25 protein-coding genes are annotated in these 25,731 nt (G+C 63.3%); 14 read left to right on the top strand and 11 right to left on the bottom strand.

Annotation, left to right across the window (positions count from 1 at the left end; genetic code table 11):
- Positions 1-105 precede the first annotated feature (105 nt).
- The 8 genes from AB6M95_RS02905 (at position 106) to AB6M95_RS02870 (ending at position 8,562) form a co-directional block, all read left to right on the top strand.
- On the top strand, positions 106-594 hold the full coding sequence (locus AB6M95_RS02905) for an HIT family protein (protein WP_371385230.1): 489 nt from the start codon (positions 106-108) through the stop codon (positions 592-594).
- A gap of 10 nt (positions 595-604) precedes the next feature.
- Complete coding sequence (locus tag AB6M95_RS02900; protein WP_371385229.1) at positions 605-964, top strand: LapA family protein; 360 nt, start codon at positions 605-607, stop codon at positions 962-964.
- Positions 965-972: 8 nt separating this feature from the next.
- Positions 973-2,118 (top strand): tetratricopeptide repeat protein, encoded by a 1,146-nt coding sequence (locus AB6M95_RS02895; protein WP_371385228.1) that lies wholly within the window; start codon positions 973-975, stop codon positions 2,116-2,118.
- A 45-nt stretch (positions 2,119-2,163) separates the two neighbouring features.
- Positions 2,164-4,770, top strand: a complete 2,607-nt coding sequence (gene mutS / locus AB6M95_RS02890; RefSeq protein ID WP_371385257.1) for a DNA mismatch repair protein MutS — start codon at positions 2,164-2,166, stop codon at positions 4,768-4,770.
- 3 nt (positions 4,771-4,773) lie between these two features.
- Positions 4,774-5,220 carry a hypothetical protein gene (locus AB6M95_RS02885; RefSeq protein WP_371385227.1) on the top strand — a complete coding sequence of 149 codons (447 nt, stop codon included), beginning with the start codon at positions 4,774-4,776 and terminating at the stop codon, positions 5,218-5,220.
- A gap of 95 nt (positions 5,221-5,315) precedes the next feature.
- Positions 5,316-6,554, top strand: a complete 1,239-nt coding sequence (gene lysA / locus AB6M95_RS02880; RefSeq protein WP_371385226.1) for a diaminopimelate decarboxylase — start codon at positions 5,316-5,318, stop codon at positions 6,552-6,554.
- 47 nt (positions 6,555-6,601) lie between these two features.
- Positions 6,602-7,342 (top strand): RsmE family RNA methyltransferase, encoded by a 741-nt coding sequence (locus AB6M95_RS02875; protein WP_371385225.1) that lies wholly within the window; start codon positions 6,602-6,604, stop codon positions 7,340-7,342.
- Positions 7,339-8,562, top strand: coding sequence for a replication-associated recombination protein A (locus tag AB6M95_RS02870; RefSeq protein WP_371385224.1), 1,224 nt, complete (start codon positions 7,339-7,341; stop codon positions 8,560-8,562). The genes AB6M95_RS02875 and AB6M95_RS02870 overlap by 4 nt, the downstream gene beginning before the upstream one ends.
- A 68-nt stretch (positions 8,563-8,630) precedes the next feature.
- On the opposite strand, the gene AB6M95_RS02865 is transcribed toward AB6M95_RS02870, so the two are convergent.
- On the bottom strand, positions 8,631-9,902 hold the full coding sequence (locus tag AB6M95_RS02865; RefSeq protein ID WP_371385223.1) for a CgeB family protein: 1,272 nt from the start codon (positions 9,900-9,902) through the stop codon (positions 8,631-8,633).
- A gap of 4 nt (positions 9,903-9,906) precedes the next feature.
- Positions 9,907-11,157 (bottom strand): glycosyltransferase family 9 protein, encoded by a 1,251-nt coding sequence (locus AB6M95_RS02860; RefSeq protein WP_371385222.1) that lies wholly within the window; start codon positions 11,155-11,157, stop codon positions 9,907-9,909.
- A gap of 103 nt (positions 11,158-11,260) precedes the next feature.
- Between AB6M95_RS02860 and AB6M95_RS02855 the strand changes: the two genes are divergently transcribed.
- The 6 genes from AB6M95_RS02855 to AB6M95_RS02830 all read left to right on the top strand — a co-directional run bounded on the left by AB6M95_RS02855 (position 11,261) and on the right by AB6M95_RS02830 (position 16,224).
- Positions 11,261-11,938: a precorrin-2 dehydrogenase/sirohydrochlorin ferrochelatase family protein gene (locus tag AB6M95_RS02855; protein ID WP_371385221.1), complete on the top strand. Its 678-nt coding sequence runs from the start codon at positions 11,261-11,263 to the stop codon at positions 11,936-11,938.
- The gene (locus tag AB6M95_RS02850; RefSeq protein ID WP_371385220.1) at positions 11,925-12,737 is read left to right on the top strand and encodes a cytochrome C assembly family protein; all 813 of its coding nucleotides are present in this window, start codon (positions 11,925-11,927) and stop codon (positions 12,735-12,737) included. The genes AB6M95_RS02855 and AB6M95_RS02850 overlap by 14 nt, the downstream gene beginning before the upstream one ends.
- The gene (gene hemA / locus AB6M95_RS02845; RefSeq protein ID WP_371385219.1) at positions 12,734-14,104 is read left to right on the top strand and encodes a glutamyl-tRNA reductase; all 1,371 of its coding nucleotides are present in this window, start codon (positions 12,734-12,736) and stop codon (positions 14,102-14,104) included. Before AB6M95_RS02850 ends, hemA begins: the two co-directional genes overlap by 4 nt.
- On the top strand, positions 14,104-14,451 hold the full coding sequence (locus AB6M95_RS02840; RefSeq protein ID WP_371385218.1) for a hypothetical protein: 348 nt from the start codon (positions 14,104-14,106) through the stop codon (positions 14,449-14,451). Before hemA ends, AB6M95_RS02840 begins: the two co-directional genes overlap by 1 nt.
- Before the next feature lies 1 nt (position 14,452).
- A complete protein-coding gene (tilS, locus tag AB6M95_RS02835; protein WP_371385217.1) occupies positions 14,453-15,463 on the top strand; it encodes a tRNA lysidine(34) synthetase TilS in 1,011 nt (336 codons plus the stop codon).
- Positions 15,464-15,558: 95 nt separating this feature from the next.
- Positions 15,559-16,224, top strand: a complete 666-nt coding sequence (locus AB6M95_RS02830) for an adenylate kinase (RefSeq protein ID WP_371385216.1) — start codon at positions 15,559-15,561, stop codon at positions 16,222-16,224.
- 116 nt (positions 16,225-16,340) lie between these two features.
- On the opposite strand, the gene AB6M95_RS02825 is transcribed toward AB6M95_RS02830, so the two are convergent.
- The 9 genes from AB6M95_RS02825 to AB6M95_RS02785 form a co-directional block, all read right to left on the bottom strand.
- Positions 16,341-16,955, bottom strand: coding sequence for a class I SAM-dependent DNA methyltransferase (locus tag AB6M95_RS02825; protein ID WP_371385215.1), 615 nt, complete (start codon positions 16,953-16,955; stop codon positions 16,341-16,343).
- Positions 16,956-17,099: 144 nt separating this feature from the next.
- Positions 17,100-18,161 carry a protein translocase subunit SecF gene (gene secF, locus AB6M95_RS02820; RefSeq protein WP_371385214.1) on the bottom strand — a complete coding sequence of 354 codons (1,062 nt, stop codon included), beginning with the start codon at positions 18,159-18,161 and terminating at the stop codon, positions 17,100-17,102.
- Positions 18,162-18,173: 12 nt separating this feature from the next.
- The gene (gene secD / locus AB6M95_RS02815; RefSeq protein WP_371385213.1) at positions 18,174-19,769 is read right to left on the bottom strand and encodes a protein translocase subunit SecD; all 1,596 of its coding nucleotides are present in this window, start codon (positions 19,767-19,769) and stop codon (positions 18,174-18,176) included.
- A 129-nt stretch (positions 19,770-19,898) separates the two neighbouring features.
- Positions 19,899-20,264: a preprotein translocase subunit YajC gene (gene yajC, locus AB6M95_RS02810; protein ID WP_371385212.1), complete on the bottom strand. Its 366-nt coding sequence runs from the start codon at positions 20,262-20,264 to the stop codon at positions 19,899-19,901.
- A gap of 42 nt (positions 20,265-20,306) precedes the next feature.
- Entirely contained in the window at positions 20,307-21,068 is a 762-nt protein-coding gene (locus AB6M95_RS02805; RefSeq protein WP_371385211.1) for a GltB/FmdC/FwdC-like GXGXG domain-containing protein, read from the bottom strand.
- Positions 21,069-22,166 carry a class II glutamine amidotransferase gene (locus AB6M95_RS02800; protein WP_371385210.1) on the bottom strand — a complete coding sequence of 366 codons (1,098 nt, stop codon included), beginning with the start codon at positions 22,164-22,166 and terminating at the stop codon, positions 21,069-21,071.
- 141 nt (positions 22,167-22,307) lie between these two features.
- Entirely contained in the window at positions 22,308-23,594 is a 1,287-nt protein-coding gene (locus tag AB6M95_RS02795) for an NAD(P)/FAD-dependent oxidoreductase (protein ID WP_371385209.1), read from the bottom strand.
- A gap of 9 nt (positions 23,595-23,603) precedes the next feature.
- Complete coding sequence (locus AB6M95_RS02790) at positions 23,604-24,050, bottom strand: 4Fe-4S dicluster domain-containing protein (protein ID WP_371385208.1); 447 nt, start codon at positions 24,048-24,050, stop codon at positions 23,604-23,606.
- Between the two features lie 12 nt (positions 24,051-24,062).
- The gene (locus AB6M95_RS02785; RefSeq protein ID WP_371385207.1) at positions 24,063-25,592 is read right to left on the bottom strand and encodes a glutamate synthase-related protein; all 1,530 of its coding nucleotides are present in this window, start codon (positions 25,590-25,592) and stop codon (positions 24,063-24,065) included.
- Positions 25,593-25,731 lie beyond the last annotated feature (139 nt).

Here is a 25,731-nt window from a genome sequence, read left to right as displayed (position 1 = left end):
CAGGCAAGCCGTGTAGAAAATCAAGATGTTGGTTAGTCTGCGTCGACGCCTCCGGCATCGCGCGGCTAAACCGCAATCGGCTTGAAAATTAAATGGAAGTAAATCATGGATGTTTTGTGGGCGCCCTGGCGTCTTGAATACATACTCGGCCCCAAGCCCGAGGAGTGCGTCTTCTGCATTCCCGAGAGCACGGACGAGGACGAGGAGCGGTGCATCCTCGCCCGTGGCGAGCATTGTTTCGTGATCATGAACAAGTTCCCTTACAACAACGGGCATCTCATGGTTACTCCCTACCGTCACGTGAGCCACCTGACGGACCTGACGTTGGAAGAGTCCAACAACTGCATGTTGTGGATCAGGCGGAGCATCCAGGTGCTGGAAGACGCCTTCCATCCCCACGGGGTCAACATGGGGCTCAACCTGGGCGAGGCGGCAGGTTCCGGCATCGCCCAGCACATGCATTTTCAGATTGTCCCCCGATGGAATGGGGACGCTTCGTTTATGGCCGTCTTCGGCGAGACCACGGTCATCCCCGAACACCTGTACTCAACCTACAGCCGCCTCAAGCCGCTGTTCGATGCAATCACCGCGTAAGGAGAACCGCATGCGTTTTATCAAGGTCCTGTTTCTGTTGGCACTTTTTGTCTTTTCCATCCTGTTCTTCAGCCAGAACAACGATGTCCTTCTGCAGAACCTGACACTGATTCTCGATATACCCTACGTGGCCACCCTGCATTCCATCCCCCTGCCCTTCGGCGTCCTGATCCTGACCGCCTTCGTGGCCGGCTGTCTGCTGACCATGATCTACTTCGCGGTCGACAAGTTCCGGGGCGTGGCCAAGCTCAAGGAATGCCGCACCCGCATGGCCAGTCTGGAGCAGGAACTCAACTCCCTGCGCAACATGCCCATCAGCGAAGCTCCCTCCTTCTCCTCCACCGAGACCAAGGAAGAGGAGAACCTCTAGGAGACACCATGGGCTGGAATATCTTCAACCGCAAAAAGGCGCAGAGCGCCCTCCTGGACCGGGTTCGCATGTCGGGCAGCGGCGAGTCTCCGCCGGTGCAGGACACCCGCGCTGCCATCGAGGAGCTCAGCAAGGTCGTCCAGAACGACCCCGAGGCGGTTGAAATCTATCTTGCCCTCGGCAGCCTGTACCGTTCCCAGGGCGAAATCGAACGCGCCATCCAGATCAGAAACAGCCTTATCGTCAGGCCGGGCCTGGACCGCGAGTTCAAGGCCCGCGCCTGGTTCGAGCTGGGCCGGGACTTCCGGCGCGCCGGGTTCCTGGACCGGGCGGAGAAGGCCTTCCACGAGGCCCGCTCCCTGGGCCAGGATCCCATCTCCATCCATAGGGAAATGGCCCGGCTCACGGCCGAGCGCGGCGACTATGAAAAGGCCGCCGAATCCTACGGCCAGCTCGACCTTCCCCTGCCCCAGGCGCACTACCTGGTCCGTCTGGCCAAGGACCGCTTCACCGAGGGCAACGCATCCCAGGGCAGCCGGGCCCTGCGCCACGCCATCCGGGCCTATCCCGGTTCGGTGGAGGCATGGCTCGAGCAGATGACCCAGGCCTACAAGGCGGGCAACGCGGGCAAGGTCGGCGACGTCCTGGCCCATGCCCTGGACCATGTGGCCCCGGAACTGCGCTTCGTCCTGTTCGAAGGACTGCTGCTGGCCCTCGGGCAGGCGGAAAAGGCCCGGGTCAATTCCTTCGGCGAGGAGACCGAGTGGTCCAAGGCGTGCCCGGACGAGAAGGTCGTCGAGGTGGTGGTGCCGATCATCGAGACCCAGGAGCCGGACGTCCTGCTGCTCTACTACGGGGCCATGCTCCTGCTGCGCGTCGAGGACACGGACAACGCCCGGTCGTGGTTCGAGAAGGCGCTCATGCTCAATGCTGATTTCTGGCAGGCCCGGCTGGAACTGTTCGACCTCTCCCGTGCCGACCAGACCCTGACGCCCTTCTTCAAGGAACAGCTTTCCTTTTTCCTCGGCAGGGCCCGGCGCGTCCGGCGGTTCTTCTGCCACCACTGCGGCCTGAAGCGCGACCAGATTTTCTTCAACTGCCCGCGCTGCCACAGCTGGCACTCCATTGCCTTTCGAACCGACATCACCGAATAAAGACACCGCATCGACGATCTCGTGGTACAAAGAAAACTGACTCCCATGCTCGAGCAGTACCTCCGCTTCAAGGAGGAGAACCCGGGCTGCCTGTTGTTCTTCCGCATGGGCGACTTCTACGAACTGTTTTTCGAGGACGCCGAAGTCGTGTCCCGCGCGGTCCAGATCGCCCTGACCAGCCGCAATCCCAACGACGAGAATCCCATCCCCATGTGCGGCATGCCCCACCACTCGGTGGAGCCGTACCTGAGCCAGCTGCTCGACAAGGGATACAAGATCGCCATCTGTGATCAGATCGAAGATCCCAAGGAAGCCAAGGGGTTGGTCAAGCGCGATGTGACCCGCGTGCTCACGCCCGGCACCGTGGTCGAGGACTCCAACCTCAAGTCCAAGGCCAACAACTACCTGGGCGCGTTCTACTGGGATGACGCCAAGGAGGCGGGGGGCATCGCCTGGCTCGACTTCTCCACGGGCCAGTGGTCCGGGCTCTACAGCCGCAAGGAGCCCGAGCTGTGGCAGTGGATGGTCAAGATCAATCCGAGCGAGCTGCTCCTGCCCCAGGGCGTCAAGGTCCCGCCCCAGTTCAGCGACCTGTCGGGCCAGGTCACGAGCGTGGCCCCGGGCACCTTCTTCGACCTGGCCGGGGCGCGTACCCGCATCCTGGAGGCCCAGCACGCGGCCGACCTGGACAGCCTCGGCCTGGCGGGCAAGAACGAGCTGGTCCGGACCTGCGGCGCCCTGCTCCACTATCTGGACCAGACCCAGAAGGGCGAGTTCGGCCACCTGGGCGAGTTCAAGCCGCTCAATCTCGGCAAGCACCTCCTGCTGGACGAAGTCACCGAGCGCAATCTCGAAATTTTCCGGCGGCTTGACGGCCGGGCCGGGCTCGGCACCCTGTGGCAGGTCATGGACAGGACCATGACGCCCATGGGCGGCCGCCTGCTCGAGGCCCGCCTGCGCCAGCCGTGGCGCAACCTCGCGCCCATCGAGAAGACCCAGGAGTGCGTGGCCTTTCTGTTCGAGCGCGACCGGCTGCGGGCCGACATCCGCCACGGCCTGGACTCGGTCTACGACCTGGAACGCCTCTCCACCCGCATCTTCCTGGGCCGGGCCAATCCCAAGGATTTCATCGCCCTGCGCCGCAGCCTGTCCCAGCTGCCCCTGCTCCATACCCTGCTGAGCGGGGAGAACCTGGACGCGGCCCCGGAGCTCAAGCGCATCTTCGGCAAGTGGGACGCCATGGACGACCTGTGCTCCCTGCTCGACGCCGCCCTGGTGGACAGCCCCCCGCCCGTGATCACGGACGGCGGCCTGTTCCGCAAGGGGTACGACCCGGTGCTCGACGAACTCATCGAGCTCAACGAACACGGCGAGGACCGGCTCAAGGCCCTGCACCAGGCGGAACTGGCCAAGAACGACATCCCCAAGCTGAAGCTCGGCTTCAACAAGGTCTTCGGCTACTATTTCGAGGTCTCCAAGGCGTACAAGGGGCAGGTTCCGGACCATTTCATCCGCCGCCAGACCCTGGTCAACAGCGAGCGCTACATCACCCCGGAACTCAAGGAGATGGAGGACCGGATCATCTCCGCCTCCGAAGAACGCAAGAGCCTGGAATACAAACTTTTCCAGGAACTGCGCGAGCGCCTGGCCAAGGCCCGCTCCCGATTCCTGTTCATGGCCGACGTGGTCGCCTCCCTGGATTACTGGCAGGGACTTGCCGAGGCCGCGCGGGTCAACGAGTGGGCCCGCCCCATGCTGCACGAGGCGCTGGACATTGAGATCGAGCAAGGGCGGCATCCAGTGGTCGAGGCGGCCATGGGCGCGTCCAACTACATCCCCGGCGACCTGCGCATGGACGAGAGCCGCCGCATCCTGCTCATCACCGGCCCGAACATGGCCGGTAAGTCCACGGTTCTCCGTCAGGTGGCCATCATGACCATCATGGCCCAGATCGGTTCCTTCGTCCCGGCCCGCAGCGCGCGCATCGGCCTGGCGGACCGCGTCTTTTCCCGCGTGGGGGCCTCGGACAACCTGGCCCAGGGCCACTCCACGTTCATGGTCGAGATGACCGAGACCGCGCGCATTCTCAGGCAGGCCACCCGGCGCAGCCTGGTCATCCTGGACGAGATCGGGCGTGGCACCAGCACCTATGACGGCCTGTCCCTGGCCTGGGCCGTGGTCGAGGAACTGTCCACCCGCGCGGGCGGCTCGGTGCGCACCCTGTTCGCCACCCACTACCACGAGCTGACCAGCCTGGAAGGCAAGATCGAGGGACTGCGGAACCTGAACATCGCGGTCAAGGAGTGGAAAGGGGATATCGTGTTTTTACGCAGGCTTGTTCCCGGCCCCGCCGACCGCAGCTACGGCATTGAGGTGGCCCGGCTGGCCGGGGTGCCCCGTCCCGTGGTGGAGCGCGCCCGGGAAATCCTTGCGGAACTCGAAGAAAAATCGCAGGATAGCCAGGCTAAAGGGGCCGTGGACCGGGCTTCGCAGACCCTGCTGCCCGGCTTCGGCGCGCCGCCCATAAAGATCGACCGCGAGCTCTGCGAGCACCCGATCATCACCCAGCTCACGGACCTGGACGTGGACGGCATGACCCCCATCCAGGCGCTGATGCTGCTCAATCAGTGGAAGGACATGATCAAGGACTGACCCATGCGTAAATCCATTGTCATCACCACCCTGCTCCTCTTTGCCCTGGCTTCGCTGTCCGGGTGCGCCCTGGGCCGCAAGCAGTGGCCGGAGGCAGCCAAAAGCCAGGACCGGTTCACCCTGAAACTCATGGACGGCGAGCGCATCGACGATTGCCTGGTTGTCCAGGTGGCCGTGTCGGGCTCGGTGGACCGGTTGTGGCGGGCCAGCGTGCTCTACGAGGCCGTGGGCGACGAAGAGGGCCAGGGCTGCGAGGGCTGCCCGTTCGTTCCCCGCGCGGCGCAGCATTTCACCCGTGGCCAGGAAGGGTTCGACCTGCAGGGCAATGTCCTGCGGCTGAGCATCTGTGGGCTCGAGCCCGGCGTTGAGTACCGCTTCCGGGTGTCCGGCAAGAGCGAAATCCCGACCATGGCCCTGCAGTACACCGACGTATACAAGGCCGAGCCCTGAGCCCGGTCCCCTGTTTTATATCGGAAAAGTATTGGATGATATCGTTTCATAAGGCGTATTGATCCCCATACATCTTTATCAGGAGATCGAATCATATGCATCATTTCGAACATCGGGACGGCGTGCTGTTTGCCGAAGAGGTGAGCGTCACCGAATTGGCCGAGCAGTACGGCACTCCGCTCTATATCTATTCCGCAGCGACCTTCAAGCGGCATTTTCACGCCTTTGACTCCGCCTTCGGCGAGCTGGATCACCTGACCTGTTTCTCGGTCAAGGCCAACTCCAACCTGTCCGTGCTCAAGATGCTGGCCAAGGAAGGCGCGGGCATGGACATCGTGTCCGGCGGCGAGCTCTACCGCGCCCTGCAGGCCGGTGTGGACGCCAGCCGCATCGTCTATTCCGGCGTGGGCAAGCGCGACTCCGAGATCCGCGAGGCCCTGGAGGCCCGCATCCTCATGTTCAACGTGGAGTCCATGGCCGAACTGGAGCGGATCAACCAGGTGGCCGGGGAAATGGGCACCACCGCGCGCGTCAGCTTCCGCATCAACCCGGACGTGGACCCGCAGACACACCCCTACATCTCCACCGGCATGCAGAAGAACAAGTTCGGCCTGGACATCGATCTGTCCCTGGAGGCCTACAAGCGGGCCGCCGAACTCGAGAACATCGAGCCCGTGGGCATGGACTGCCACATCGGCTCCCAGCTGACCTCCCTGGATCCGTTCCTGGAGGCCCTGGACAAGCTTTTGGCCTTCCACGCCCGGCTCAAGGATCTCGGCATCGAGATCAAGTACCTGGATCTGGGCGGCGGCCTGGGCATCCCCTACAACGAGGAAGAGCCGCCCCACCCCGCCGAGTTCGGCAAGGCGCTCAGCGACAAGCTCAAGGGGTTGCAGCTCAAGGTCATCCTGGAGCCGGGCCGGGTCATCGCGGGCAACGCGGGCATCCTGGTCACCAAGGTGGTCTACACCAAGTCCAATCCGACCAAGAATTTCCTGATCGTGGACGCGGCCATGAACGACCTTATCCGCCCCAGCCTGTACGGCTCCTACCACCGCATCGAGGAGGTGGAGCAAAAGGGTCGCGAGCCCAAGGTCTATGACGTGGTCGGCCCTATCTGCGAGTCCGGCGACTTCCTGGCCCGCGACCGCGAGCTGCCCGCCGTGGAACAGGGCGAGCGGCTGGTCTGCTATTCGGCCGGGGCCTACGGCTTCACCATGTCGTCCAACTACAACTCCAGGCCGCGCGCCTGCGAGCTCATCGTGGACGGCGACAAGGTCATTGTCGCCCGTCGGCGAGAGACGTATGACGATCTCATAATGAACGAACTCTAGCTCAAACGGCCGGGGGTTCGCCCCCGGCTTTTTTTTCGGGTCCCGACATGGCGCGACTGAACACCTTCCATCTCCCCACCGACCAGTGGCCCGCCCGCGTGGGCGACGTGGTCCGCCTGACCGGGCCCGAAGCCCGGCATATGGGCACCATCCTGCGCACGGAAAAGGCGCAGACGGTCCGGCTCTTCGACGGACAGGGGCGCGACGGGCTGTTCTCGGTGCGCGACATCGCCAAAAACCGGGCCGAACTCGAGGCCCTGGAACTGGCCGAGCACCCTGCCCCGGCTGGCGGACTGACCCTGGCCATCGGCTGGGGCAAGTCCAAGCGGCGGGACTATCTTCTGGAAAAAGTCGTAGAACTCCAGGGGCGTGGCGTGATCTTCTGGCAGGCCATACGCAGCCAGGGAGCCCTCCCCGAGGACCCCAAGGCGACCTGGAACGAGAAGTTCATCCAGGCGGCCAAGCAGTGCGGAGTCGTCCGGCTGCCCGAGCTCGACACCGTGTCCGGCGGCGTGGACGGCCTCCTGGCCATGGCCGGGGAGTTCGACCGCTGCTACCTGGCCTGGGAGGCCGAAGAGGCCACCACACCCCTGTCGCCGGGCATGCTTTCCAAAGGGCGCACTCTTGTAGTAATCGGACCGGAAGGCGGCTTCGACCCCGTGGAGGCGGACAAGTTGATCCATGCCGGATTCGGACCGGTGACGCTCGGCCCCTCCATCCTGCGCTGGGAGACCGCCGCCGTGTATTGTTTGAGTCTCGCCATGTTCGGCGCACAGGACAGGTCATGAAGCTGGAAATAGAAGAAAGCCAACCGCTTGCCGACAGGATTCGTCCGGCCACCATGGACGATTTCGTGGGCCAGGGCCACATCCGCAACCGGATCGATGCCTTTGCCCAGTCCAAGCGCATGCCCAGCCTGCTGCTCTTCGGCCCCCCCGGCTGCGGCAAGTCCACCCTGGCCCTGCTCCTGGCCCAGTTGACGGGCAAGAAATACCTGCGGGTCAGCGCGCCCGAGGCGGGGTTGACCGCCCTGCGCAAGATGCTGCCCGGCCAGGAAATCCTCATTCTCGACGAGCTGCACCGCTTCTCCAAGGCCCAGCAGGACTTCTTCCTGCCCATCCTGGAGAGCGGCGAAATCACCCTGCTGGCCACCACCACGGAGAACCCCTCGTTCAGCGTCACCCGCCAATTGCTCTCCCGGCTGCACGTCCTGCGTCTGCGCCAGCTCAGCCGCGAGGAACTGGTGGGCGTGTCCCATCGCGGGGCCCAGGAACTGGGCGTGGAGCTTGAGGAGGAGAGCCACAGGATGCTCGCGGCCATGGCCGGAGGCGATGCGCGCACCCTGCTGAATTTGCTGGAGTATACGGCGGAGCTGCCCAAGGAAAGGCGCTGCCCGGAGTGTTTGCGCGAGTCTTTGCCCGAGATCGTGGTTCGGGGCGACCGCGACGGCGATTCGCACTATGAGCTGGTCTCGGCCATGATCAAGTCCATCCGGGGGTCGGACCCGGACGCGGCCCTGTACTACCTGGCCTGTCTGCTGGAGAGCGGCGAGGACCCGCGTTTCGTCACCCGGCGGCTGATCATCTCGGCCACGGAGGACGTGGGGCTCGGCGACCCGTTCGCCCTGAACCAGGCCGTGGCCTGCCATCAGGCCGTGGAGGCCATCGGCATGCCCGAAGGGCTCATCCCCATGGCCCAGACCGCCGTCTATCTCGCCCTGGCGCCCAAGAGCAATTCCACCTACGCCGCCTACCGCACCGCCCAGAAGGAGGTCCGCGAGAACGGCACCTTTGCGGTGCCCCTGCATCTGCGCAACGCGACCAGCTCCCTGCAGCGGGAATGGGGCTACGGGCGCGGCTACCTGTACCCCCACAACTTCCCCAAGGGGTGGGCGGATCAGGATTACCTGCCGAGCGAACTGCTGGGCCGCAAGTTCTATCATCCCAAGGACCAGGGCGAGGAACCCCGGCTTACCGCCTGGCTGCGGCAATTCAAGAAGCAGCGATAATTTGCCCAATGAAAAGGCCTGGTTGAAATTTCAACCAGGCCTTTTCTTCATGAGCTACTTCAGCTTTTTCAGGACTGCTTCCGGTACAGTTTCCGCCACTCGTCCAGGAAAAGAATGGCCGTATCCAGGTCGTCCAGCCTGCCCCGCTGCTGCCGGACCGCCCAGACCAGATCCTCGAAGGCCACGTCCTCGGGCAGGCCGAGCCGGGCCAGGAGCGCGCGGATGTCCGCCTGCAATTCGGGCGGATAGTCCTGGCCGAATACCGGGGAGCCTTCGCGGGACGTGGGCCAGCCCGGAATGCGCTCGGCCGTGAATTCGAGCAGGGTGCGCATGCGCTGCGCATAGGTGTGGTCCTTGAGGGCGCGGGCCCGCGCCCGGTCGGCGAAGGCCTGGCGCTCCTCTGGTCGCGAGGAAAAATATTCAATTTTTTCGATGAGCTCTTCGATTGACGAGAAGGTCGCCAATTCTTCCTCCGTGAACGCCTCCTCCATGAGGGTGCGTTTGTCCACCAGTTGGAACGCACCGCAGGCGGCCAGTTCGAAGGTGCGCGGGTTGACGAAGTCGCCGAAGGTGACCAGTGCGTCGGCCTGGATGGACGAGTGGAGGTTCAGGTTGATGGTTGTGGCGTTGAATATTTTCACGCAATCCTCGGAGGTTACGCGTGCGCCCTTGAGTTGGACCAGCGGTTCGAGCACGTGGTCGCCCTCCCACTCCGTGCCCCAGATCTTGAAGTCGAAATTGACCAGCTCATGGAAGGCCTTGCGCCGGTTGGGATAGCCCGCGCCCATGAACGAGACTTCGGAGCCGAATTTGCGCCGCTCCACCGGGCTCAACTCCACCGGGCAGTGAAAATCCGGCTGGGCGGCCAGGGGCAGGTACAGGGCGTTCTCCTGGCCGATGTCCGCAAGGTCCTCAAAGAACTGCCCTTTCTGGATCACGGCAAAGACGTCGTACAGGGGCGCGAACGATTTCCAATAGGTGAACAGGTCGTGGTCCTCCACGAACCACATGGCCGTGGCCACCCCGTCGCGTTTGAGCCGTTTCAGGGCCTGCGGATTGAGCGGAGCCTGGGCCATGGCCAGGACTAGGTCCGGCTCGAAGGTCTCGACCTTGGCCAGGATGGCCTGGCTGATAACGTTCAGGAAGGAATTCTGCAAGTAATCCAGGCGGTCCGTGGTCACCTTGAGGTCGTTCATGGCGGTGTAGGCCGGGTAGAAGTCCGGGGCCTCGAAGACCTCGGCCAGGTGCCCTTCCTGCTTCAGGGCCGAGGCCACGTACCGGCCGATGGGCAGGGAGCCGCCGTAGAGCGGCAACACGACGAGAATACGGAGCGTTTCCATGAGGTTATTCCTGTGCCTTTGAGGGCTTTTCAGCGGTCATCCAATCCTTTTCCCGGTAAAGTTGCCCGGCAAAGGCCTGTTCCAGCCGGTCGAAGCGCGGTTCCGCACCGGTCAGGTGGTGGAGGAGAAAATTGCGCAGCACGGCCCGCCTGGGCGCGTCCGTATCGGTCCCGGCAAAGGGGTCGTAGGTCTGGCCCAGACCGTCGAACGCGGAACGCAGGGCCAGGAGCCCTTGGGGCGCGTGTTCGGCCTTGCCCGTGGCCAGGAAACGGCGGAAGCCCGGGTCGGCGAATCCGTTCAGGCACTTGACGTTTTCCTGGCACGGCGCGGTTTCCAGGCATGGCAGGCAGTCGGTCACGGCCTGGTAGACCGTGTGCCCGAGGCCGTAGGGGCCGGTCTCGAAGCACCAGGCCGAGGACAGGAAAAAGGCGGCTACGGGCGTGCCCAGATGGGCGGCCAGGTGCATGGTCCCTGTGTCCGGGGTGATCAGCAGGTCCAGGCCGTCGACGACGTCCACCAGCTGTGGCCAGTCCGTCCGGCCCGCCAGGTTCTCGGTCACGGCTTGCAGGTTTGCGGGCAGTTCCTTGGCTACGGCCTGCCCTGCGGCGCGTTCGGCCGGTCCGCCCAGGAGTTTGATGGACCGCGTCTTGCGCGAACCGGCCAGGGTGGCCGTGATCTGCGCCAGCAACGGCGCGGGCAGCGAGCGCCGGGATTCGCGCCCGGCCAGGACCACGCCGATGCCGCCGCCCTTGGGAGTGGCCTCGGGGTTGATCGCGGGCGCGGGGAGCATGTCCGGGCAGTACGCGCCCCAGAAGTCCACCAGGTTCATGCCCAACCGGCGGAAGCCGGACCAGCGCATGGCCATGGCGGGCCAGCGGCCGGTGATCTCCTGGCCGTTGCGCCACGCGTACCCTTCTACCCTCTCGGGATCGAACAGGGCGGCCAGGCGGAAGTTCAGGGCCGAAAAATTGATATTGTAGACGGCCTCGAAGTTCAGGGCCGCCAGCTCGGCAAAGGCGCGCCGGTTGTCCAGGAGCATCCTGAGCGAGGCCTCACCGTTGCTCAATCCCGTGCCGTGAGCCGTGATCGGGTGCAGGACCGCGTCGGGATAGACCAGCCGGGCCAGGGGGGCCAGGGAAGCGTCCAGGCACAGGTGGACCGTGGCCTCGGGGCGTGCCGCAAGGGTTGCGAGCAGCCGCTTGGTCTGGATCAGGTCCCCGAACCGGGCGAGTTGTATGACGAGGTAATTCTTCATGTTGTTTCGCGCGTGTCAAAACACTAGCGTAATTCCAATGATTCTTGCAAGAACCGGGCAATTTCCCATTTTACATGTTTGCGCGCATTGGTTATCAAGACGCATGCGATATTACCCCATCTTCGTGAACCTGGAAAACAAGGGCTGTCTGGTGATCGGCGCGGGCGAGGTCGGCAAGCGCAAGATCCAGTCCCTGATCGATTCCGGGGCCGGTCACGTGACCATCATCGACACCCGCGAGCCGGGGCCGGAGTTCGACTCGGTCACGGCCCTGCCCAACGTGGATTTTCATTGCCGCGAGTTCGCGGACACGGACCTGGACGGGAAATTCCTGGTCATTGCCTGCACCTCTTCCGAGGAGGTCAACTGGCGCATCAGCAACCTGTGTCGCGACCGGGGCATCCTGTGCAACATCGTGGACCAGCCCGAGAAGTGCAGCTTCATCGTGCCCGCCACGGTCAAGCGCGGGGATTTGACGGTGGCCATCTCCACGGCGGGCCGCAGCCCGGCCATGGCAAAGCGCATCCGCAAGGAATTGCAGGAGAGTTTCGGTGACGAGTACGCCCACCTGCTGACCGCCATGGGCCGCATCCGGCCGCTCATGCTCTCCCTGGGGCTGACCACGGCCGATAACACGGCGGTCTTCCGCTCCCTGGTCAATTCCGCCCTGCTCGACGCCATGAAGGGTCACGACCTTGACGCGGCCACGGAAATTCTTAAAGAATCGTTGCCCGACCCGTTGCACGACAACATCCCGGAGTTGCTTGATGGGCTTGTTTGAATCGCTCCACATAGTGATCATCGCGCTCTATGCGCTCGGCACCGTGCTGTTCCTGACCTCCCTGTTCACGGAGAACGACAGGCTCAAGCGCATCGCCATCTGGCTCGCCGTCCTCGGCTTCACCTTCAATACCGTGGACCTGGGGCTGACCCTGAGCCGTGATCCGGCTGTCCTGAGCGGCGGCAATTTTTATTTCAACATCATTGGCTGGTGCGCTCTGGCCGTGTATTTCTTCCTGTGGTGGCGGCTGCGCTTGGAGTACCTGGCCATCACCGCCCTGCCCTTCGCCCTGCTGCTGTTCATCGCCTCCCTGGCCCTGGGCGGCATCCGGGTGATCTGGCCGCCGAGGCTGACCGCCCTGTTCTTCGGCCTGCACATCGGCTCTCTCGTGCTCACCCTCGGGGCGCTGATGATGGCGTTCGGCGCGGGCGTGGCCTTTCTCTATTACAATCACAAGCTCAAGACCAAGGAAGGGCTGTCGGCCATAGGAAACGCGGTTCCCTCGCTGGACAAGTTCGACACCGTCAACCGCTGGGCCGTGCTGATTGGGTTCCCGCTCTACACCCTGGGCATCTTCTCCACCTTCAGCTGGTACCTGATAGCCCCGTTCAAGCCCTTTACCTGGGACATCATGAAAATCGGCTCCCTGGCGGTCTGGTTCCTCTACGCATTTCTCTTCCATCAGCGCGTGGTGCTCGGCTGGCGTGGACGCAAGCCCGCCATCCTGGCCATCTGGGTCTTTGCCGGGATGTGCATCTCTCTCATTCACCACGCCATCACCTTCAGGGCGGCACCATGAACAAGCAGATAATCCTCATAGGCCTCAACCACCGCACGGCGGGCGTGGAAGTGCGCGAGAAATTCGCCCTGACCGACGTCGAGAATTTCGAACAGGGCCTCATGGCCCACTGTCCCGTGCTGGAGTGCATGGCCCTGTCCACCTGCAACCGGGTGGAGATCGTGGCCGTGGCCCGCAAGGTCCCGGCGCGGGAATGTATGGACGCCATAGTCGGCTACTGGGCCGAGGCGTGCAACGGCTCGCCCGAGCTGCTGGTGGAGAACCTCTACCAGTATGCGGACCTGGACGCCGTGAGGCACCTCTTCACCGTGGCCTCTTCGCTGGATTCCATGGTCATGGGCGAGCCGCAGATTCTCGGCCAGCTCAAGGACGCCTACCGGTCCGCCGTGGACAAGGGGACGGCCAAGACCATCGTCAACCGGCTGCTGCACAAGTCCTTTTCCGTGGCCAAGCGCATCCGCACCGAGACGGCCATCGCTTCGAGCGCGGTGTCCATCAGCTATGCGGCCGTGGAGCTGGCGCGCAAGATCTTCGGCGACCTCAAGCCCACCAGGGCCATGCTGGTCGGCGCGGGCGAGATGGCCGAGCTGGCCGCCATGCACCTGCTGCGCAACGGGGTCAAGGAGATCATCATCGCCAACCGCACCCTGTCACGGGCCAAGGACCTGGCCGAGAGCCTGGGCGGCGAGCCCATTCAGATCGAGGCCATGCCGGACCGGCTGCACGAGGTGGACATCGTCATCTCCTCCACCGGCTCCCCCGTGGCCGTGATCAAGGCCAAGGACGTCAAGGCCGTGCTCCGCAAGCGCAAGAACAAGCCCATGTTCTTCATCGACATCGCCGTGCCGCGCGACATCGACCCGGACGTCAACACCCTGGACAACGTCTATCTCTACGACATCGACGACCTCAAGGAAGTGGTGGACGAGAACATGGCCCAGCGCCAGGGAGAGGCCACCAAGGCCCGCGCCGTGGTGGACCTGGAGACCGAGACCTTCGGCAACTGGCTCAATTCGCTCAATATTCAGCCCACCATCGTGGACTTGGTCGGCAAGTCCGAGGACGTGGCCATGCGCGAGCTGGCCAAGACCCTCAAAAAGATCGGCCCGGTGAACGACGGGACCCGCAACGCCCTGGAAAGGCTGGTCCTGTCCATCGCCCACAAGTCCCTGCACGAGCCCATCTGTTTTCTCAAGCGCCGCACCCAGGAAGAGGGCTCGGCCGAGCGGTTCATCGACCTGGCCCGGCGGATGTTCAACCTGGACGACGAGTCCGTGCCGGAAGACGCCCATCTGGACCGCAAGACGGCGACCTGCGCCCCCGAGGACATCGAGCAGTACATCGAAATTTCTAAAAAGGAACAATAATGCGCACCTATCTCATAGAAGACCTGAACGACAAGGACTACCGGACCATCATCGACGCCTTTGACGAGCTCGGCCTGCGCGGCTCCATCGACGGCATCTACTACCTGCCCCTGCCCGAGGACCTGCTCCAGGGAGAGCAAAAGGCCCATCTGGGCGAATGCGGCCCCTTTTTCATGGCCCTGGAGGCCGTGGATTCCCCGGACCAGAACAGCCTGCGTCTGGAGCTGCTCGTCCGCGCCCGGAACAAGATCCGCTGCTCCTGCGTATCCTACGCCGACTCGGCCCAGCGCAAGCACATGATCGAATACCTCGACCAGTTCATCGAGGAGCTGGAAGTCTCCGTCTAGCATGACCAGCGCGCCCGCCGACATCCCGCAGACCCTGCAGGACCTCCTGCCCAAGTGGGCGCATTTCTGCCTGTACGCGGGCCGGTTCGTCGAAGAGGAACTCGGCATCGACCTGGAGGGGCGCCGCGTCCTGGTCGGCCTGTCCGGCGGCGTGGACTCCACCGCCCTGCTCCTGGTCCTGCACTACCTTTCCAAGCGCGTCGGCTTCACTGTCGGCGCGGTCCATCTCGACCATCAATTGCGCCCGGAATCCGCCCTGGACGCCGACTTTGCCCGCGCCCTGTGCGGAGCCCTCGGCATCGACTGCGCGGTCGAGTCGCGTGACGTGGCCCGGCTGGCCGAGGAACGCGGCGTGGGGCTCGAGGAGGCCGGGCGCGAGGCGCGTTACCGGCTCTACGCCGAGGTGCGGGAGTCCGGCGGGTACGACTATGTAGCCCTGGGGCATCAGCTGGACGACCTGAGCGAGGACGTGCTCATGCGCCTGATCCGGGGCACGGGCTGGCCCGGCCTGTCCGGCATGGCCGGTTTCGACCCCGCGCGCGCCCTGATCCGCCCCCTGCTGCTCATCCCCAAGTCCACCCTCAAGGCGTTCGTCACCCACGTGGGCGTCGGCTGGCGCGAGGACGCGTCCAACGCCGACTCGTCCATGACCCGCAACCGCGTGCGCAACGAGATCCTGCCGCTCATCGAGAAGGAGAACCCGGCCTTCTGGCAGTCGGTGGCCCGATTGTGGCGCATCGGCCGCGTGGAGCAGGACTTCTGGGAACAGCTCGAGTCCGGGGCTTGTGAAATCCTGGATAATTCCCGCCTCGAATCCCTGCACAAGGCGGAGCGGCTGCACCTGTACAAGGCGTGCCTGGACCGCCTCGGACCGGGCCAGGCCCTGGCCGACACTTTGTTCAAGCTCGACGAGGCATGGCGGGATAAACGCAATACCGCGGTCTTCCAGTTCCCCGGCGACAAGACCGCCACAATCACCGCATCGGGCGTGGTTTTCTCCGCCAAGCATTGACTTCCGGGCTGGCCCGGTATAAGAGCATGTGATCTTTTGCACAATGTGTCGGAATGGCCTGTCGGCATTTCGCTTTTTCATCATCAGGAGGAATTATGAATATTCTGATTTTCGGCCCCAACGGCTCCGGTAAAGGCACCCAGGGCGACATCGCCAAGGACAAGTACAAACTGGACCACATCGAGTCCGGCGCCATCTTCCGCAAGCACATCGGCGGCGGCACCGAGTTGGGCATGAAGGCCAAGGAGTACATCAACAAGGGCGAACTGGTTCCTGATGATATCACCATTCCCATGGTCCTGGATGTGCTTTCCAATTCCAAGAGCGGCTGGCTCCTGGATGGTTTCCCCCGCTCCCTGGTTCAGGGCGAAAAACTCTGGGAAGCCCTGCAGAAGGACGGCGTGAAGCTCGACTACGTCATCGAGATCAAGCTGCCCCGCGAGATCGCCAAGGCCCGCATCATGGGTCGCCGTCTGTGTGAGAACAATCCGAACCACCCCAACAACGTCGGCATCCCGGCCATCGCCCCCGACGGCGACAAGTGCCGCGTCTGCGGCGGCGCCCTGACCGCCCGCCAGGACGACCAGGACGAAGGCGCCATCGACGTCCGTCACAACATCTACTACGATGAAGAAACCGGCACCATGGCCGCCTGCAACTACTTCAAGAATCTCAAAGGCGCCGACTTCAAGTACATCCAGCTCGACGGCGAAAAGTCCATCAACGAGATCAAGGAATACCTCATCAGCCAGCTCGACTAAGCGCTGATTGATTGACTATAGAAAGCCCCTCCGGCCATGCCGGAGGGGCTTTTTTTGGGGCTTGCGGCCGTATCATTGTCCCACAGACGGAGGGAACCGAATCCCCAGAGGTGGCGTCAGTCCCTTTTCCTTGCCAGAAGGATGGTTGCGAAACCGCATTCGGGGTCTTCAAACACGAAATCCTCGATCTTGAAATCCAGTTTCTCCAGGATGTTCCGATATTCCTCCGGCGACAGGCTGGCGTGATAGACGTCCTGACCGGCGACGTGGCCGCCGCACTCCCCTTCCTCCGGCCCCACGGTGAGCAGCAGCACTCCGCCGGGGTTGAGGTGGCGGGAGAAGCACGGGAGCACCGCCCGTTGCTCCTCGCGGGACAGATGAAAAAAGCTGTGCCAGCCCAGCAGGCCGTCATACCGCCGGCCCATATCAAGCTCACGCATGTCCGCTTGATGCCAGCGCTGTTCCGGGAAGCGCCGTCCGACCAGCGTGATCATGGATTGCGCGTAATCCACACCGGTCAGATCGTATTCCTTCTCGATGAAATACCGCGCGATCGGCTCGCCCGTCCCGCAACCGACATCCAGGATGGAAGCGTTTTCGGGCAGCAGCTCCTCGAATTTTTCCAGCCAGCTGCGCTCGAACAATCTCTTGGTGCGCTCCTGATCGAATTGTACGGCGTTGCGCTCGTATACGCCGTGGGTACCGGTGGCTATGGCCTTCAAGTCCTTCATATGGCTGCTCCGTCTCCATGAGGTAACCCAATGCGCCCTCGGCCACAATGGAGTCTCCGAGAAGCGGCGGGCGCCGCTGCCGGTGGAATAAAAAAAGAGGAGGACCATGCGGCCCTCCTCTTCGTATTTGCGGATAACGAGCGGTTAGGCGTCGTCTTCCTCCCGGATTTCGCTGGGGCCGAATCCGTAGAGGATGGGGCTGGCCACGAAGATGGAGGAATAGGTACCCACGGTGATGCCGATGAGCAGCGCCAGGGCGAAGTCGTGGATGACCGAGCCGCCCATGACGTACAGGCAGAGCACGACCAGGAGCGTGGTGCCCGAGGTCAGGATGGTGCGCGACAGGGTCTGGTTCACGGACAGGTTGATGATTTTGCCGAAGGACAGCTTGCCCTGCTTGGCGATGGTGTTCTCGCGGATGCGGTCGAACACGATGATGGTGTCGTTGAGCGAGTAACCCACGATGGTCAGCAGCGCCGCGATGATGGTCAGGTCGAATTCCTTGTTCATGATGGAGAACAGGCCGACCGTGATCATCACGTCGTGTATCAGCGCCACCACCGCTCCCAGGGCGTAGTTCAGTTTGAGGTACCAGCACAGCCCCAGGGTGATGACCAGGGCGGCCAGGATGAGCCAGCCCATGTCGAGGCCGAGCAGGCCGATGCCGTAGACGCCGCCGGCCAGGGCGGCGGCCATGACCGCAGCCGCAGTCCAGCGCTGCTCGAAACGGCCGGAGATGTACACGGCGATGAGCAGGACCGCGTAGAACAGGGCCTCAAGGGCCTGGGAGCGCAGGTCCGCGCCGACCTTGGGGCCGACCATTTCGAGCCGTTGGATCTCGAAGCCCGCCTTGAGGTTGGTGGTCAACGCCTGGCCGATCTTGGCCCGGACCTCTTCGGAGGTGATGTTCGAAGAGGAGGTGCGGATCAGGTATTCGTGGTCGCCCTCAAGACCGAGGGTCTGGACGACCAGGCCGGGCAGCTTGAGTTCTTCCACCGCGTCCTTGATGTCGCCCACGCCGATGGCCTTGTCGATCTTCACCTGGACGATCATGCCGCCCGCGAAGTCGATGCCGTACTTGGGGCCGCCCTTGATTATCAGGGAGCCGAGGCCGGCCAGGATGAGGACCGCCGACAGGATGAAGGCGAGTTTGCGGATGCCTACGAAGTCGATCTTTGTATCGGGTTTGATTATTTGAAGTCCCATAGTCGTCTCCCCCTAGATGCTCAGCTTCGCGTTGTCGGCGCGGTGTTTCAGGTACAAATCGAACAGGATGCGCGACACGAAGATGGCCGTGAACATGGAGGAGATGATGCCGAGCGTCAGCGTGACGGCGAAGCCGCGGATGGGTCCCGTACCGAACTGGTACAGGATGATGGCCGCGATGACCGTGGTGACGTTGGCGTCGAGGATGGTCAGGGTGGCCCTGCCATATCCTTCCGCCACGGACTGCTTGGCGGACAAGCCGCGCCTGAGTTCCTCACGGATGCGTTCGTAGATGATGACGTTGGCGTCGACCGCCATACCGATGGTCAGGATGATACCGGCTATGCCCGGCAGGGTCAGGGTCGCGCCGAACGCGGCCAGACCGCCCATGATGAGCATGATGTTCAGGACGAGCACGATGTCGGCGACCATGCCGCCGAAGCCGTAGTAAAGGACCATGAATCCGAGGACGGCGGCCATGCCCACCATGGCGGACAGGATGCCGTTGTTGATGGATTCCTGACCCAGGGACGGGCCCACTGCGCGCTGTTCGAGGATGGTCACGGGCGCGGGCAGGGAGCCGGCGCGGAGCACGACCGCCAGGTCGCGGGCCTCTTCACGGGTAAAGTTGCCGGTGATGGAGGCCTTGCCGCCCGAGATGCGTTCGCGGATGACCGGCGCGGAATAGACCTTGCCGTCCAGGACGATGGCCATGCGCTTGTTGACGTTGTCCGCGGTCAGGTCGGTGAAGATCTTGGCGCCGCGCGCGTTGAAGGTCAGCGCGACGTAGGCGTTGTTCCACTGGTCCAGGCGGACCTGGGCGTCGGACACGTATTCGCCGGTGAGGACCGCGTCCTTCTTGAGAACGATGTCCGACTCGGTGTAGCTGCCGTTGGGCTGGCGGTGCTGGAGCTTGGCGATCTCGCGGCCGGGGGCCAGGATGCCCTGCTGCGCCTTTTTCAGGTCGGCGGTGTCGTCGACCATCTTGAATTCGAGGTGCGCGGTCTGCCCGATGATCTTGATGGCCCGCTCGGGGTCCTTCAGACCGGGCAGCTGGACCTGGATGCGGTTGCCCTGCTCCCTACGGATGTCCGGCTCGGCCACGCCGAACTGGTCGATCCTGTTCCGCATGGTCTTGATGGCCTGGTCCATGGTCAGCTTTTCGATCTCGCTGCGGTACTTGGCCGGTATGGACAGAACGTATTTGACCTTGTCGCCGTCAAGCGGGGTGCTCTGTTCGATGGCGAACGGCGTGTAATCCTTGATCACACTCTCGAAGGCGTCCTTTTGTTCGGCCTTGATGAGCGTGACTTCAATTTCGGTTTCGTTCAGGACGGTCGGGCGCAGGATGTAGACTTCCTGTTCACGGGCAGACGCCTTGAGGTCGTCGCCGAGGCGGGCCAGGTTGTTGTCCATGGCCGTTTTCATGTCCACGCCGAGGGTCAGATGGATACCGCCCTTGAGGTCGAGGCCGAGGTTGATCCCGTTGCCCGGCAGAATCTTGCCGAGGGCGGAGTCTTTGACCCCGGGCAGGGACGGGAGCATGAAGGCCAGCCCCACGAGTACGATAAAGAGAGCGAGGATGGCTCTCAAACGCAAACTTTGCATGAAATCTCCCTGTAATACAAACTGGTTGCTGCCTGCCTGAGGGCTCCACCGACAAACGCAAGCGCGGACCGGGCCACGTTATGCGTGTGGTCCGATCCGCACGGAAGTCTCAGGTGCTGGTGCAAGAACCTACTTCTTCTTCTTTTTGTCCACCGCGGGAGCGCCGCCCTCTTTGTCGGCAACGAAACCGCGCTTGATGACAACGTCGACGCCGGAGGCGATCTCGATGGTCAGGTTGTCGCCATCGATATCGGTGATGGTTCCGAGGATGCCGCCGTTGGTCCAGACCTTGTCGCCCTTGCGGAGTTCATCGAGCATGGCCTTGTGAGCCTTCTGCTTCTTTTGCTGCGGGCGGATGAGAAGGAAGTAGAAAATGGCGAACATCAGGACCAGCATGGGCAGCGGGCCGCCGAGAATGCCGCCGAGGCCGCCTGCGGCGCCACCATCGCCACCCGCGGGCGGAGCCATGGCGTAGGCTACGGAATCGAAGAACATTGGTTCCTCCAGAGGTAATGAGTGTTGTATCTTCCCCGCCGTCTAGCAAGGGACGTACAGGTTACCGTACGGCCTGTGCGAAAACGGACGAATTTTCACGAAGTTCTCGCTTAAAATTGCCTTGCTGTCCAGCTTCAATTCCTTGGCGTATTCGTTGACCAACCCTTCGATGACCTCGAGGTCGTCGGAGTCCACGGGGTTGGCCGTCAGCCCGGGACCGAGCTGGTCTTCGGGAACGGAACCGCGGACGTAGATCACGCCGCCGTGCATGCCCGTTCCGAGACTCCGTCCCGCAATGGGCGCATCAGGCTTATCAGAAAACATACCCAAGAGCAAAATAATTCCACCGGCCATATACTCACCGAGGAAGTCTCCGGCCTTGCCGCCGACCACGATCTTGGGCTGGTGGTCGAGGTACGCCTTCATGTGGATGCCGACGCGGTAACCCACGTCGCCCTTGATGAATATCTCGCCGCCGCGCATGGCGTAGCCGATGACGTCGCCGGCCAGGCCTTCGATGATGATCCGGCCGTTGTCCATGGTGTTGCCCACGCCGTCCTGGGCATTGTTGTGCACTCGCACCTTGGGGCCGCGCATAAACGCGCCCAGGTCCTGGCCGGGAACACCAAAGATGTCGAAGTTCAGTTCGCCGTCCAGCGCGGTGACCAGGTAGCGCTGGCCGTTGCACTCTTTGATGACGAAATCGGTCACCCCGTCCGCGACAAGGGCGCGGATTTCCTCGTTGAACTGCCTGTAGTACGTCCGCCCTGCCGTGAGGGTCTTCTGTTTTTTCTTGGCTGCCATCTAATCCTCCAGGTCCACGATGACGGGTTCGCCCGCCTTGGGCATCCAGACGCGGTCCAGTTCCGGGCAGACATCGCGCACGGCCGATTCCTCGCTCGACATGAAGATCATGTCGTCCTTTTCGGCCACCAGCAGGGGCCGGAGCTTGATGCGGTCGTTGAGGCCCATGAGCCGGGTGTTGTCGGCCACCAGGATGGCGAACGGGCCGTTGAGCATGGCCGGGCCGTAGGTGGCGCGCAAGGTGGTGTAGAGTTCCTTGTCCTCGGCGTCCATGCGCTCGATCTCGTCCCAGAAAGGCGGGGCGAAGACCTTGGCCGCCATCTCCCAGGACAGGCCGTGCTTGCGGATGAGCATGTCCAGCTCGTAGGCCACGACCTCGGTGTCGGTCATCATGGTGCAGAGGTAGTCGTGTTCGCACAGGTAGCGGCGGTTGATGCCGTAGGAGGATATCTCGCCGTTGTGCACGATGGACCAGTTCAGGATGGTGAACGGGTGCGCCCCGCCCCACCAGCCCGGGGTGTTGGTCGGGAACCGGTTGTGGCCGGTCCAGATGTACGCCTTGTACTCCTCCAGGCGGAAGAAGTCGGCGATGTCCTCGGGGAAGCCCACGCCCTTGAAGGCGCCCATGTTCTTGCCCGAGGAGACCACGAAGGCCCCGCCCACGGAGGTGTTGATCTTCATGACCACGGCCACCACGTAGTCCTCTTCCGGCAGTTCGCGGAATTCGTTCCGCGGCTTTTCGGGCACGGTCACGAAGTAGCGGTTGAACTTGGGCGGATTGGCGATGGCCAGGGTCCGGCGGGTGGGGATGGGCTCGTAGAAGTGCAGGTCGAAGTACTGCTTGATCATCTCTTCCGAGCCCTTGATGGCCGCGTCGTCGTCGCACATCATGTGGAAGCAGTATTTCTCGGCGTGCTCGGGGTAGATGCCGTAGGCCGCGAAACCGCCGCCCAGGCCGTTGCCCCGGTCGTGCATGCAGGTCATGGCCTGGATGGGCATGTCGCCCGGGATCAGGCCCCGCTTCTTGTTGATCACGCCGAATATCCCGCAACCGGAGATATCCTTCTGGAAATCATAATATCTTTCAGGTGCTTTCATAATTTCTCCTCATTAGAGGCTGTTCAAAAATGTGCGAGTGCGAGGCGCGGGAAAGAGGCAAGGCCGAAGCGTACCTGGCAGTACGTGAGGGTTTGTCTCTTTTGCGCAACGAAGCAACCGTGCGTTTTTCAACAGCCTCCTCTAGTCGGGCTCGACGACGCCGGGGTTCCAGGTTTCCTTGAAGAACTCGTCCGGCCACATGAGCACGTCGGGCGCTCCGGCCAGGATCTGCTTCTTGGCGTCCTCGGGCACGGCCAGCTGGAACTTGACGAAGGCGGTGTACATGCCCGCCATGTCGATGTCGCCCACCAGCACGTAGCCGACCAGGCGGTCGTTGTGGAAGACGAGCTTGCGGTAGCTCTTCTTCTTTTCATCCAGGAAGGTGGCCGTGTCGTAGGACGGGTCGCCCTCGGGCGGGTTGACCGTGCCCACGGAGATGGTCGGCAGCCCGTAGAAGGAAATGGAGTTCATGGACAGGGACCCGGTGAAGGGAACGTCCTCGCCGGTCATGTTCTTGCCCGCGCAGAACCCCTGGTTGTACGCGTTGGTCCAGATGGGGATGACCCGATCGTCGCCGAACAGGAGGTCCTTGGCCTGGGCCACGTCGCCCGCCGCGAACACGCCCGCCGCGCTGGTGCGCATGTGGTCGTCCACCTTGATGCCCCGGTCCACGGCGATCCCGGCCTCCTTGGCCAGGTTGTAGTTGGGGACAACGCCGATGGCGATGACCACCACGTCGCACTGCAAAAAGTCGCCGTCCGTCAGGTGCACGCCCTTGAGGTTGCCGTCGTGGTCGCGCTGGATCTCCTTGGCGGACACCCCGCAGCGCACGTTCAGGCCCACCTCGGCCAGGCGGGAGCCGGCCAGGGCGGCCGCGTTCTCGTCAAAGGCCAGGCTCAGGATGCGAGGCGAGAGCTCCAGGATGGTCACGTCCACGCCCCGGTCGAACAGGGATTCGCCGGCCTTCAGGCCGATGAGTCCGCCGCCGATGACCACTGCCCGCTTTATCTCCTTGGCCTTGGAGATGAGCGTGTGGGCGTGGGCCAGGTTGGTGAAGTTGTAGACGTCCGAGCCGTCGGAGCCCGGAATGGGCGGGGTGAACGGGATGCCGCCGGTGGCGATGAGCAGGTTCTCGAACGCCACGCTCTCGCCCTTGTCCGTGGTCACGGTTTTGGCCTTGGCGTCGATGCCGGTGACCTTGGTGCCGAGCATCAGGGAGACGTTGCTCTTCTCGTAGAATTCCTGGGGCCGCAGGGACAGCCGGTCCGGGCCGATCTTGCCCGCCAGCAGGTAGGAGATGAGCGGGCGGCCGTAGGCCGGGGCGTCCTCGGCCCCGATGACCAGGATCTCGTTTTCGGTATCGACCTTGCGGATGCCCTCGATGGCTCCGATGGAGGCGATGCCGTTGCCGATGATGACGTATTTCATGGTCGCTCCCTATCTCTCCTCGTATTTCAGGGCCTGGTTCGGGCACGCGGCCACGCAGGCCGGACCGCCCTCGCGCCCCTGGCACAGGTCGCATTTGACGATCTTGTTCTCGTTCGGGTGCCGCTTGATGGCCCCGTACGGGCAGGCCATCAGGCAGGACCAGCAGCCCACGCACTTTTCGCGGTCGTAGACCGTGCGGCCGGTTTCCGGGTCCTTGTGCAGGCCGCCGGAGATGCAGGCCGCCACGCAGGACGGCTCGTCGCAGTGGCGGCAGGAGATGGCCACGCAGATGTCGCCCTTCTCGAAGACCTTCTTGCAGGCGGTCAGCCCGTCCTTGCCCTGCTCCTCCCGGAAGGCGATGATCGCGTCCTTGGACTTTGAGTGGGCGGTGATGCAGGCCACTTCGCAGAGGTGGCAGCCGATGCAGTATTCCTTGTCCGGATAGACTCTCTTCATGATGTCCTCCGCTTAGCGACCGGCATGCTTGATGCCGAGGATGTCGAGTTCGGTGTCGGAAAGGCCGACGCCCCTGAGCTTGTCGCGGTTGCCGCGCAGGGACTCGATGGAGTTGAGCCCCATGCCGCCGAGCATCTCCTCGATCTCATGCCCCCAGGCGTGGATCAGGTTGGACAGCTTCTTGGCAGCGATGTCCGGGTTCTGGCGCTTGGACAGCTTCGGGTCGTTGGTGGCGATGCCCCACGGGCACTTGCCGGTGTAGCAGCGGCCGCAGATGGTGCAGCCCACGGCGATCAGCGTGGCCGTGCCGATGTACACGGCGTCCGCGCCGAGCGCGATGGCCTTGATGACGTCGCCGGAGCAGCGGATGCCGCCGGCGGCCACGATGGACACGTTGTTGCGGATGCCCTCGTCGCGCAGCCGCTGGTCCACCTGGGCCAGGGCCAGCTCGATGGGGATGCCCACGTTGTCGCGGATCATGGCCGGGGCCGCGCCCGTGCCGCCGCGCATGCCGTCCACGGTGATGATGTCCGCGCCTGCCCGGGCGATGCCCGAGGCGATGGCGGCCACGTTGTGCACGGCCGCGATCTTGACCGAGATGGGGGCCTTGTATTCCGAGGCCTCCTTCAGGGCGTAGATCAGCTGGAGCAGGTCCTCGATGGAGTAGATGTCGTGGTGCGGGGCCGGGGAGATGGCGTCGGAGCCGATGGGGACCATGCGGGTCTCGGAGACCTTGTCGTTGATCTTCTCGCCGGGCAGGTGCCCGCCGATGCCGGGCTTGGCGCCCTGCCCCACCTTGATCTCGATGCCCGCGCCCGCCCGGAGGTAGTCGCGGTGCACGCCGAAGCGACCCGAGGCCACCTGCACGATGGTGTGCTCGCCGTATTTATATAAGGACTTGTGCAGGCCGCCCTCACCGGTGTTGTAGTAGGTCCCGCATTCGGTGGCCGCGCGGGCCATGGCCCGGTGCAGATTGAAATTGATGGCCCCGAAGCTCATGGCCGCGAACATGATCGGCACGTCCAGTTCGAGCTGCGGGGTGAGCTTGGTCTTGAGCGAGGTCTTGCCGGTCTTCTTGTCCGTCTTGAGCTCCACCCTGCGCGGCTTGGCGCCCAGGAAGGTCTTCAGCTCCATGGGCTCGCGCAGAGGATCGATGGACGGGTTGGTCACCTGGCTGGCGTCGAGCAGCATGCTGTCCCAGTAGACCGGGATGTCCACCGGGGAGCCCATGCCCGCCAGCAGCACCCCGCCGGTGTCGGCCTGCTTGTAGATGTTCTGCAGGAACACCGGGCGCCACAGGCTGTTCGTCCGGAAGTCCGAGCGCTTCTTGACGATGTTCAGGGCCGCGGTCGGGCAAAGGGCCTCGCAGCGGTGACAGCCGATGCACTTGGCGTTGTCGTGCATGACCTTTTGCCGGGCTTCATCCCAATAGTGAGCCTCGTACGAACACTGGCGGACGCAGACCTTGCAGTTGATGCACAGCTCCGGGTCCCGTTCGATACAGAACTCATGGTAATTCTTGTTGATGGGCTGAAAAAGCAAGACAGGTATCCTCTCTCGTTAGTTGCCAAAAAAGTCATCTCGCGGACAAGATGGTCGAAGCTCGTCTCCGAAACTTTCACAATTCGGGCAATAATACCGAATAGCAAAGGGGAGTCACCAAAACACATCCGCCTATTAC

The organism is Pseudodesulfovibrio karagichevae (assembly GCF_041414475.1).
GTDB lineage: Bacteria > Desulfobacterota > Desulfovibrionia > Desulfovibrionales > Desulfovibrionaceae > Pseudodesulfovibrio > Pseudodesulfovibrio karagichevae.
This window is presented reverse-complemented; position numbering and strand designations above follow the sequence as displayed.

Coding starts and splice junctions, on each gene's coding strand:
- AB6M95_RS02795 (WP_371385209.1), bottom strand. CDS start 23,594: ATGAAATACGTCATCATCGGCAACGGCATCGCCTCCATCGGAGCCATC.
- secD (WP_371385213.1), bottom strand. CDS start 19,769: ATGCAAAGTTTGCGTTTGAGAGCCATCCTCGCTCTCTTTATCGTACTC.
- AB6M95_RS02860 (WP_371385222.1), bottom strand. CDS start 11,157: ATGAAGAATTACCTCGTCATACAACTCGCCCGGTTCGGGGACCTGATC.
- AB6M95_RS02830 (WP_371385216.1), top strand. CDS start 15,559: ATGAATATTCTGATTTTCGGCCCCAACGGCTCCGGTAAAGGCACCCAG.
- AB6M95_RS02870 (WP_371385224.1), top strand. CDS start 7,339: ATGAAGCTGGAAATAGAAGAAAGCCAACCGCTTGCCGACAGGATTCGT.
- AB6M95_RS02850 (WP_371385220.1), top strand. CDS start 11,925: ATGGGCTTGTTTGAATCGCTCCACATAGTGATCATCGCGCTCTATGCG.
- AB6M95_RS02905 (WP_371385230.1), top strand. CDS start 106: ATGGATGTTTTGTGGGCGCCCTGGCGTCTTGAATACATACTCGGCCCC.
- yajC (WP_371385212.1), bottom strand. CDS start 20,264: ATGTTCTTCGATTCCGTAGCCTACGCCATGGCTCCGCCCGCGGGTGGC.
- AB6M95_RS02825 (WP_371385215.1), bottom strand. CDS start 16,955: ATGAAGGACTTGAAGGCCATAGCCACCGGTACCCACGGCGTATACGAG.
- lysA (WP_371385226.1), top strand. CDS start 5,316: ATGCATCATTTCGAACATCGGGACGGCGTGCTGTTTGCCGAAGAGGTG.
- AB6M95_RS02800 (WP_371385210.1), bottom strand. CDS start 22,166: ATGAAAGCACCTGAAAGATATTATGATTTCCAGAAGGATATCTCCGGT.
- AB6M95_RS02875 (WP_371385225.1), top strand. CDS start 6,602: ATGGCGCGACTGAACACCTTCCATCTCCCCACCGACCAGTGGCCCGCC.
- AB6M95_RS02895 (WP_371385228.1), top strand. CDS start 973: ATGGGCTGGAATATCTTCAACCGCAAAAAGGCGCAGAGCGCCCTCCTG.
- AB6M95_RS02900 (WP_371385229.1), top strand. CDS start 605: ATGCGTTTTATCAAGGTCCTGTTTCTGTTGGCACTTTTTGTCTTTTCC.
- secF (WP_371385214.1), bottom strand. CDS start 18,161: ATGGGACTTCAAATAATCAAACCCGATACAAAGATCGACTTCGTAGGC.
- AB6M95_RS02865 (WP_371385223.1), bottom strand. CDS start 9,902: ATGGAAACGCTCCGTATTCTCGTCGTGTTGCCGCTCTACGGCGGCTCC.
- tilS (WP_371385217.1), top strand. CDS start 14,453: ATGACCAGCGCGCCCGCCGACATCCCGCAGACCCTGCAGGACCTCCTG.
- AB6M95_RS02885 (WP_371385227.1), top strand. CDS start 4,774: ATGCGTAAATCCATTGTCATCACCACCCTGCTCCTCTTTGCCCTGGCT.
- AB6M95_RS02790 (WP_371385208.1), bottom strand. CDS start 24,050: ATGAAGAGAGTCTATCCGGACAAGGAATACTGCATCGGCTGCCACCTC.
- mutS (WP_371385257.1), top strand. CDS start 2,164: ATGCTCGAGCAGTACCTCCGCTTCAAGGAGGAGAACCCGGGCTGCCTG.
- AB6M95_RS02855 (WP_371385221.1), top strand. CDS start 11,261: ATGCGATATTACCCCATCTTCGTGAACCTGGAAAACAAGGGCTGTCTG.
- AB6M95_RS02840 (WP_371385218.1), top strand. CDS start 14,104: ATGCGCACCTATCTCATAGAAGACCTGAACGACAAGGACTACCGGACC.
- hemA (WP_371385219.1), top strand. CDS start 12,734: ATGAACAAGCAGATAATCCTCATAGGCCTCAACCACCGCACGGCGGGC.
- AB6M95_RS02805 (WP_371385211.1), bottom strand. CDS start 21,068: ATGGCAGCCAAGAAAAAACAGAAGACCCTCACGGCAGGGCGGACGTAC.